11 protein-coding genes are annotated in these 8,687 nt (G+C 63.3%); 5 read left to right on the top strand and 6 right to left on the bottom strand.

Annotation, left to right across the window (positions count from 1 at the left end):
* Positions 1–219: 219 nt before the first annotated feature.
* Complete coding sequence (dusA, locus tag G522_RS0107685; RefSeq protein WP_084632966.1) at positions 220–1,248, top strand: tRNA dihydrouridine(20/20a) synthase DusA; 1,029 nt, start codon at positions 220–222, stop codon at positions 1,246–1,248.
* Positions 1,249–1,267: 19 nt separating this feature from the next.
* Positions 1,268–2,245 (top strand): bile acid:sodium symporter family protein, encoded by a 978-nt coding sequence (locus tag G522_RS0107680; protein ID WP_026790539.1) that lies wholly within the window; start codon positions 1,268–1,270, stop codon positions 2,243–2,245.
* Here the strand turns inward: G522_RS0107680 and G522_RS0107675 are convergent, their stop codons facing one another.
* From G522_RS0107675 to G522_RS0107665, 3 genes are read right to left on the bottom strand one after another with little or no spacing between them, the layout of a single operon-like run.
* On the bottom strand, positions 2,246–2,557 hold the full coding sequence (locus tag G522_RS0107675) for a hypothetical protein (protein WP_026790538.1): 312 nt from the start codon (positions 2,555–2,557) through the stop codon (positions 2,246–2,248).
* Between the two features lie 5 nt (positions 2,558–2,562).
* Positions 2,563–2,760, bottom strand: coding sequence for a DUF1289 domain-containing protein (locus G522_RS0107670; protein WP_036838385.1), 198 nt, complete (start codon positions 2,758–2,760; stop codon positions 2,563–2,565).
* A 5-nt stretch (positions 2,761–2,765) separates the two neighbouring features.
* Complete coding sequence (locus G522_RS0107665; RefSeq protein WP_026790536.1) at positions 2,766–3,557, bottom strand: adenosylcobinamide-GDP ribazoletransferase; 792 nt, start codon at positions 3,555–3,557, stop codon at positions 2,766–2,768.
* 134 nt (positions 3,558–3,691) lie between these two features.
* Here G522_RS0107665 and cobT point away from each other — a divergent pair, with 134 nt between their 5' ends.
* Positions 3,692–4,717: a nicotinate-nucleotide--dimethylbenzimidazole phosphoribosyltransferase gene (gene cobT / locus G522_RS0107660; protein ID WP_026790535.1), complete on the top strand. Its 1,026-nt coding sequence runs from the start codon at positions 3,692–3,694 to the stop codon at positions 4,715–4,717.
* 62 nt (positions 4,718–4,779) lie between these two features.
* On the opposite strand, the gene G522_RS26025 is transcribed toward cobT, so the two are convergent.
* Positions 4,780–5,736, bottom strand: coding sequence for a polyprenyl synthetase family protein (locus G522_RS26025; RefSeq protein WP_051228430.1), 957 nt, complete (start codon positions 5,734–5,736; stop codon positions 4,780–4,782).
* Positions 5,737–5,975: 239 nt separating this feature from the next.
* On the opposite strand from G522_RS26025, the gene G522_RS0107650 reads away from it, so the two are divergent.
* Both G522_RS0107650 and G522_RS0107645 read left to right on the top strand, forming a co-directional pair.
* Positions 5,976–6,221 (top strand): putative signal transducing protein, encoded by a 246-nt coding sequence (locus G522_RS0107650; RefSeq protein ID WP_026790534.1) that lies wholly within the window; start codon positions 5,976–5,978, stop codon positions 6,219–6,221.
* Positions 6,218–6,991, top strand: coding sequence for a tRNA1(Val) (adenine(37)-N6)-methyltransferase (locus G522_RS0107645; RefSeq protein ID WP_026790533.1), 774 nt, complete (start codon positions 6,218–6,220; stop codon positions 6,989–6,991). The genes G522_RS0107650 and G522_RS0107645 overlap by 4 nt, the downstream gene beginning before the upstream one ends.
* Before the next feature lie 2 nt (positions 6,992–6,993).
* On the opposite strand, the gene G522_RS0107640 is transcribed toward G522_RS0107645, so the two are convergent.
* Positions 6,994–8,034 carry an endonuclease/exonuclease/phosphatase family protein gene (locus G522_RS0107640; RefSeq protein ID WP_026790532.1) on the bottom strand — a complete coding sequence of 347 codons (1,041 nt, stop codon included), beginning with the start codon at positions 8,032–8,034 and terminating at the stop codon, positions 6,994–6,996.
* 137 nt (positions 8,035–8,171) lie between these two features.
* Positions 8,172–8,681, bottom strand: coding sequence for a methylated-DNA--[protein]-cysteine S-methyltransferase (locus tag G522_RS0107635; RefSeq protein WP_026790531.1), 510 nt, complete (start codon positions 8,679–8,681; stop codon positions 8,172–8,174).
* Positions 8,682–8,687 lie beyond the last annotated feature (6 nt).

The following is an 8,687-nucleotide window of genomic DNA, read 5'->3' as shown; positions in this document are numbered from 1 at the left end:
CCGGCGGTCAAATGTCTTCGCCTCGCTATGGACTATCACCTTGTCTTTCATGACGGACACCTTCGCCAGATAGGAGGTGCTTCCGTCCTTCCGCTTCCGCTCTACGATGCTCCCCATTTGGTACACGGCCCTTTGTGTTCGAACATTTAGAACAGTGTCCAAAATAGCCCGAACGAATGCCCGCGAATATCGCTAAATACGCAACGAAAGATGTGAGATTTGCAACGGTCGCAACGAAATAATCGAGAGAATTCAGAAAAGTCGAGCAACATCAAGGGGCCGATTTTTGCCGTCGCACCGATGCTCGATTGGACGGATCGCAATTGTCGGCTGTTCCATCGGCAGCTGAGCGCGCGTGCGCTGCTCTATACGGAAATGGTGACGACGGCGGCGATCCGCTTTGGCGATCGTGATAAGCTGCTAGGCTTTTCCCACGAGGAGCATCCTGTCGCGCTGCAGCTCGGCGGGGCCGATCCGGCCGAGCTGGCGTTTGCGGCCAAGGTGGGCGAGGACTGGGGCTATGACGAGATCAACCTCAACGTCGGCTGTCCGTCCGACCGCGTGCAGTCGGGCCGGTTCGGCGCCTGCCTGATGCTGGAGCCGGCGCTAGTCGCCGAGTGTGTGGCGGCGATGCGGGCGGCCGTCAGCGTGCCAGTCACCGTCAAGTGCCGGATCGGCGTTGACGAGCAGGATCCTGAGGAGGCGCTCGACAAGCTTGCCGATGCGGTGATCGCTGCCGGCGTTTCCGCCCTCTGGGTGCACGCCCGCAAGGCGTGGCTGAAGGGCCTCAGCCCCAAGGAAAATCGCGATATCCCGCCGCTCGATTATGACCGCGTCCGCCGCCTCAAGGCGCGCTATCCCAATGTGTTCATCGGCATCAACGGGGGCATCAACGACCTCGATGCGGCTCTTGATCTTCTGAAGACACTTGACGGCGTGATGCTGGGACGTGCGGCCTATCAGGAGCCGGCGCTGCTCGGCTCGGTCGATCGGCTCGTCTATGGCGTGGCCACAGAAGATGCCGACCCATATGCGGTGGTGGAGCGGATGCGGCCGTATATCGCTGCTTATTTGGCCGCTGGCGGTCGATTGTCCGCCTTCACCCGCCATATGCTCGGCCTCTACCACAAGGTCCCCGGCGCCCGCGCCTGGCGCCGCATCCTGACCGAAGGGGGCGTCAAGGAAGGCGCCGGCCTTGAGGTTATCGACGCGGCGCTCGACGCGCTTCAACGCCGCAAGGCCGCCTGATACTGAAAGTTCGCCTGTCGTGTCGTTCCGTCTCCCCAAGCTCGATTACTTCCTTATTGGCCTCGTTCTGATGGTGGCGCTGGCGCTCATCTGGCCGGTGCCTGGCAAGAGCGGCGGACCGCTGCACTTCGAATATGTCACCACCTATGGCGTCTCGGTGGTGTTCTTCCTTTATGGGCTGACGCTATCGCCCGAGCGAATGAAGGCGGGTGTATTGCACTGGCGCCTGCACATTTGCGTGCAGTTCGCCACCTTCGTGCTGTTCCCCGTCTTGCTGTTGGCCGCTCGGATGCTGATGCCTGGCTTGTTCTCCGACGATCTCTGGCTGGGCTTCTTCTACGTGGCGGCGCTGCCTTCCACCGTATCCTCGTCGGTGGCGATGACCAACATTGCCCGCGGCAACGTGCCGGCCGCCGTGTTCAACGCTTCGCTGTCCAGCTTGCTCGGCGTGTTCGTGACGCCGCTTTTGATGAGCTGGTACATGAGGCGCAACGGCATCGACATGCCGCTGTTGCCGGTGATCTTCAAGGTCGTGATGCTGGTGCTGGTGCCGATCGTCCTCGGCCAGATCGCCCGCCGCTGGCTGGGCGGCTGGGCGCATCGCAATGCCTTCTGGGTGAAGCTTGCCGACCGTTCCACCATCCTTGCCATCGTCTACAATTCTTTCTGCGATTCCGTGGCGGCCGGCGTCTGGAGCGCCAACGATCTCACGGTGGTGCTGGAGATCGCCGTCGCTTCGGTGGCGCTGTTCCTGGTGGTCTATCTGATCATGAACGGCGTCTGCGCTTTGATGGGCTTCAACATCCGCGATCGCATCGCCTGCCAGTTCTGCGGCTCCAAGAAGTCGCTGGCCACCGGCGTGCCCCTGGCGCCGGTGATGTTTGGCCAGAGCGCTGCCATAGGCCTGATCGTGGCGCCGATCATGGTCTTCCATTTCCTGCAGCTGGTGATCGTCAGTGTGCTGGCAGCGCGTTTTGCCAAGAGGGTGACGGACTGATCAGATTGCCGTCGAGTGGGCATTGTCACTCGGTACCACTACCGTCGGCTCCTGATGGAACCAGCGATAGCCGGCGGCAAGTATCAGGAAGACGGCGAGCCAAACGGCGATGTGCCAAAGTCGTGCGTTGACGCGGTGGCGGCCGAAGGCCAGCGAAGCGCCGATCAGCAGGGCGAAGATCGAGAGATAGGCGACGTTGGCGAACTGGGCTGGGGCGAGGCCGGCAATACTGCTCGACCGGCCGAAGATCAGAAGGGCGCCCGTTGCAACAACGAGGATCGCCACGGCAATATAGAGCACGGGTTGCCGCATCGGCCTCAGGCCTCCGAACGGGACTGTTTATCCAGCATGTCGGCCCGCTTGAGCCGCTCCGCAAGGCCGCCCATGATCGCTCGGCGTTCTTCAGGGCTCATGGTGGTCCAGTGGGCGATCTCCTCGAGTGTGCGGCCGCAACCACGGCAGAGGGCGCCGCCTTCGAGCATTCGGCAAATCTTGACGCAGGGCGTCTCCACCATCGCTTTCACCTGCCGATCAAAAGGCCGACGAGAAACGCCATCTCGGTCAGCACCTGGGTCGCGCCGAGAATGTCGCCGGTTTGTCCTCCAATCTTTTCGCGGGCAAAAGCGCCAAAAGCAAGAGCGGCGAGACCGGCAAAGGCGATGCCGAGAAGCGTAGCTGGCGCACCAACAAGAGCTGGCAGTGGCGACAACAGCAAGACCGTCAGTCCGGCGCCGAGCGCCAGGGCACGTTGGTCGGGCTGGCCGAGACGCGCCGCGAGCCCTTCCGGTCGGGCGTTGGGCAGCGCGGCCCAGAGGGCGGTCATGGCGAGGCGGCTCAAGGCGCCGCCACCCAGCACTGCGAAAACTCCCGCCGCTGGATTTGCAAATAGCGCGCCATAGGCGCTGGCGCGGATCAGCGTTGAGAGAATGAGCGCCAAGCCCCCGAAGGTGCCGATGCGACTGTCCTTCATGATGAGGAGCCGCTTTTCGGCTGTGGCGCCACCGACAAGACCGTCGGTACTATCGGCGAGCCCGTCCTCGTGCAAGGCGCCTGTCGGCACCACCAGCGCGGTGACAATGAGCAGACCGACGAGAAGATCGGGAAGTCCCGCCACGCCGACGGCCAGACCGACAAGTGCTGCGGGCAGGGCGATCAGGAAGCCGGCGAGTGGGATCACCGCCCCCGCGCGTGGCAATTCAGGCAAGGCGCCGGTGTCGTCCAACTGCCCAAGCTGCGGCACGGGCAGGCGCGAGAAGAAGCGGAGCGAGGCGCCGAGATCGGCAAGACGGTGGAGGAGTTCATCGCGGAGCATTCTTCGTTTGTAGGCCGTGGAGCGAGTCATGTATAGCGTGAACCCGCTAAATGTTGTGTCATTAGGTGGCATTTCGACGGTCTTGGTACTAAATCCAGACTTGCCGTTTCCAGTTCAATCAGAGAGACGAAAATATGATTCCCTCGATGTCCGGCCTGCCGTTCGACGATTTCCGCGAACTGATCCGTTCGATGCCGGGGCCGGACGAAGCTTCTGTCGCTGCCGTTCAAGCCCGTAACGCCCAACTGACTAAACCGCTCGGCTCGCTCGGCCGGCTTGAGGATCTCGCCGAATGGCTGGCGGCCTGGCAGCGGGTGGAGCGGCCGGCAGTACGCCATCCGATGGTGTCGATCTTCGCGGCCAGCCATGGCGTGGCCGCCAAGGGCGTCTCGGCCTTCCCGGTCGAGGTGAATTTCCAGATGGTGGCCAACTTCACGGCCGGCGGCGCCGCAATCAACCAGCTCTGCAAGAGCTACAACTATGGGCTCAAGGTGTTCGAGCTGGCGCTCGAAATGCCGACGCCCGACATTACCGAGCAGGATGCCTTCGACGAGGCCGGCTGTGCCGCCACCATGGCCTTCGGTATGGAATCGGTGGCCGGCGGCACCGACCTGTTGATGCTCGGCGAAATGGGCATCGGCAACACCACGGTGGCTGCCGCCATCTATCACGCCCTTTATGGTGGCGTTGCTTCGGACTGGATTGGCCGCGGCACCGGCGTGGATGATGCCGGCCTGACGCGCAAGCGCGACGCTGTGGCCGCTGCGGTGGCGCGTCTTGGCAATGGCGAGCGCGACGGTCTCGAGGTTCTGCGCCAGGTGGGCGGTCGTGAGATCGCCGCCATGGCCGGTGCGATCATTGCGGCTCGTCACCAGAACGTTCCGGTGGTCGTCGACGGCTACGTCGTCACCGCCGCCGCGGCGGTATTGCACGCCGTCGATCCACATTCCATCGATCATGTGCAGATTGCCCATGCCTCGGTGGAAGGCGCCCATCGCGACGTCATCGCCCGGCTTGGCAAGAAACCGATTGTCGATCTGGGCTTCCGCCTCGGCGAGGGAACTGGCGCCGCCATTGCCGGGTCGATCATTCGCGCAGCAGCCGACGTCCACTCGGGCATGGCAACCTTCGCCGAAGCCGGCGTTTCCACTAAGGGCTGACATTGAAAAAGAAAAGCCCGGTCAAATGTTTGTCCGGGCTTCCTTATCCGACTTGTGAAAAGTCAACTGACGCGGCTGACGCAGAAGTGCACCACATCTTCCAGCGCTGCCCGGTAGGGACCTTCGTCGAGCACATCGAGCGCGGCAATCGCCTTGTCGCCGTAGATGCGGGCACGCTCGACGGTGGCAGCAATGGCTTGGTGCTTTCCGAGCAGCTCGATGGCCCGGTCGAGATCGGCGTCTTCGATTTCGCCGCGTTCAATGGTCCGTTGCCAGAAGTCGCGGTCGGTATCGCCACCACGGGCGGCGGCGATCAGGATTGGCAGTGTTACCTTGCCTTCGCGGAAATCGTCGCCGACCTTCTTGCCGAGTGTCATTGAGGAGCCGCCATAGTCGAGCGCGTCGTCGACCAACTGGAAGGCGAGGCCGAGCTGTGTGCCATAGTCGGCGAGCCCAGCGCGCACTTCGGCGGAGCTGCCGGCAATGATCGGGCCGACCTCGGTTGCCGCCGAGAACAGCGCTGCCGTCTTGGCGTTGATCACCTGAAGATACTGGTCTTCGCTGGTGGTCAGGTGTTTGGCAGCGACGAGTTGCAGCACCTCGCCCTCGGCGATCACCGCCGCGGCACGCGATAGCACGGCCAGCGCGTCAAGCGAGCCGACCTCGACCATGGTGCGGAAGGCTTGGCCGAGCAGATAGTCGCCGACCAGCACGCTTGCCTGATTGCCCCAGACCATGCGCGCCGACGGCTTGCCCCGCCTAAGTTCGCTCTCGTCCACCACATCGTCGTGCAGCAGCGTTGCCGTATGCATGAATTCGACCGTGGCGGCGAGTTTGACGTGGCCATCGCCCCGATAGCCGCAGGCGAGCGCCGCCGCGAGCGTCAGCATCGGCCGCAGGCGCTTACCGCCGGAATCGATCAGATGGCGGGCGATTTCCGGGATCATCTCGGCATTGGCGGCGGCCATGTCGAGGATCATCTGGTTGACCCGCTGCATGTCGGCGTCGACAAGCTGCATCAGGGGCGCGATCGATTTCTCGCGCGGTGCTGCCGGAGCGTTGCTGTGCTGAGGTGCGACCGAGCTCAAACCTTCCACTCCCGAACCTTCCGTCCGGCTTGCCGCCGGTTGTATCTACAACGCTTCTCGACACGAGTCGGTGCCCGCGCGCGAGAAAGATTAAGTGGGTGACCATTAGGCCGCCAAGTGGATAATGTCGAATCTCATCGGGGATAGCCATCAGGAATTCCGGAGGTTTCATGGAAGAATTGATCCGAACCAACGATTTGGTGACCATCTCCTTCGTCGAGGCGCTGCTGAAGGATGCCGATATCGGCTACATCGTCGCCGATCAGGCGATGAGCGCGCTGGAGGGTATGGTTGGCGCCTTTCCCCGTCGTATCCTGGTCGACGCCGATGAGGCGATCCGCGCCCGGCGGCTCATTTCCGACGCTGGTCTTGGCGCGGAGCTCCGCCCCAAGGCGAAGACGGGGCCGGAGAGGTGACCGTTTCACACGCCGTCAGCCGTGACGGCTTTCTCGGCAATCAGCTCATCATTGATCAGCCGCGCGCCGGCTCGCATCGGGCCGGCCTCGACGCGGTGTTGCTCGCTGCAGCCTTGCCGGAGGGAACGACGGGCCACGTCGTCGATCTCGGCGCCGGCGTCGGCGTTGCCGGCCTCGCAGCGGCTCATCGGCTGTCTGATACGACCGTCACCTTGGTGGAGATCGATCCGGAGCTGGCGCGTCTTGCCGAGGGCAACGCCGCGCTGAACGCCACGGTGGATGGGCGGGTCCATGTCGTCGCTGCCGATGTTCTGGCGCCGGCCGCCGAGCGTCGGGCAGCGGGGCTTGCCGACGACATGGCCGATCACGTCATCATGAATCCGCCATTTCACCTTGCCGATCGCGGCCGATCGTCCCCGGCACCCTTGCGGGCCAAGGCGCACGTCTTGAGCGTGGATGCGATTGATGGTTGGGTTCGGGCCGCCGCTGCCATTCTGAAGCCATCCGGCACGCTGACGGTGATCTTTCGTGCCGACGAGTTGTCGCGCCTCCTGTCGGCGATCGGCAGTCGCTTCGGTTCACTCGCGCTGCTGCCGATCCACGCGCATGCCAATGAACCGGCGCACCGATTGATCCTGCGCGGCCGGCCGCAAGGGCGGGCACCGCTGCGGATATTGCCCGGCATGGTGTTGCATGCGCCGGATGGCGGTTTCCGTCCGGACGTCGAGGCCGTGCTTCGGGGCTCTGCGCTGCCGGTTGCATGGTGGTGAGCCTAGGGCAGACGCAGGTCGGCCAGCACCGGGAAGTGGTCCGAGCCGATATCGGGGCCGACCTCGAAGTGCTTCACCTCGATATTGCGTGACACCAGGATATGGTCGACCGGTGAGCCGAAGTAGAAATATTTGGAGAACCAGCGTCGTGAGAACCGGGTGGTGCCCGGCCAGCCTGTGCCGGCGGCATCGACCAATCCAGATTTCTTCAGGAACGACTGAAAGAACGGCGACCAGGTGGGCGTGTTGAAATCGCCCAGGACGACAACGGGGGTGCCCGGTGGCTCGGCAGCGACCGACCGTGCCACAGTGCTCAGGTACAGATTGCGGGTTTCCCACTGGTCGAAACTCCGCGGCGTCGTGGGGTGCAGCACGTAGACGACCACAGCCGGCTTCAAGGTGGAGCCTGACGCAGTGTCGGGCGTGCCTGGCGGAACAAGTTCCAGCCTGAGAGGATTCCCGCCCCAGCCGTCGTCGGGCACGACGTAGGGTACATTCTGGACGTGTTCGGCCTTGACGATTCGCCAGCCGGACCAGGCCATGACCTCCGGATAATGACCGAGCAAATCGGCCGGAGGAGCTGAAGGAAAATGCGCGCGTAGCGCATCGAAATACCGCAGCACGTAGCCGCTGACTTCCTGTTGGCCGAGCACGTCGATGCCGGATTTGGTGCTCCAGGCGATGAGATCTTCATAGTCGTTGCGGCCGCCCAGTACGTTGCTGGTGGCGACGCGCAGTTCGCGTCCTCCCGCCGAGGCGGCGGCGCGCTCGATCGGCATGAAAAGTGGCAGACCGTTGACCAGAACGAGGACCAGCGCAAAGGCCGCCAGAACACGGTGTCGGGCAACGAGGGCTACGAGCAGGACGATAATGGAGACAACGAACAGCGTAGGTTGGAAGAAGGCGAGGAGATCGCCGTAGTAGAAGCTATCGGCGTTGAACCGAGCCAGGGTCGCCGCTGTGACGATCGCGACGATGGCAAAAATGACGGAGCCGGAAAATCTACGTCGGGTGGGTGCCGCAGTGAACTCGAATGCCGTCATGTGAACCCCAAAGCCTCGGCGAACCGCCCTCACTCCGATCGTCGAGAAAGTCTGCGGCAATCTTGTGAACATCGGCGTTAAACTTGCCTACGCGGGGCAAGAAAAGCAAGGAGCGGGCCAGGGTGTGCAATGTCGACCTAAAATAGGCTGCCCTGAAGATCGCCTGGTGCGGCGCCCTTTTCATGCGCCAGCAGCCAGCGCTTGGTGTCGATGCCGCCGCCAAAGCCGGTGAGGGCGCCCGATGCACCGATTACCCGGTGGCAGGGCACGATGATCGGGATGGGATTGGCGCCGTTGGCGGCGCCGACGGCGCGGCTCGCCGAAGGGTGGCCGATGCGGTTGGCAAGCTCCCCGTAAGACATGGTTGCCCCATAGGGAATGGCTTTGAGAGCCCGCCAGACAGCGAGCTGAAAGGGCGAGCCAACCGGCATCAGCTCGAGATCGAAGGTCCGCAGCTCCCCGGCGAAATAGGCTGAGAGTTGGGTGCGAGCCTCAACAAACCGGTCATCGGCGCGCCGCCAGTCATCATGCGGGGCCACCCGGCCCTTGCCGGTAGGAAAGCCTACTTTTGACAGCCGCGTGCCGTCGCCCGCCAGAAGCAGCGGGCCGATGGGGGTTTCGAGATAGGTATAGAGGACGTCAAACATGTGCGC

The organism is Pleomorphomonas oryzae DSM 16300, assembly GCF_000422965.1.
Lineage (GTDB): Bacteria > Pseudomonadota > Alphaproteobacteria > Rhizobiales > Pleomorphomonadaceae > Pleomorphomonas > Pleomorphomonas oryzae.
This window is presented reverse-complemented; position numbering and strand designations above follow the sequence as displayed.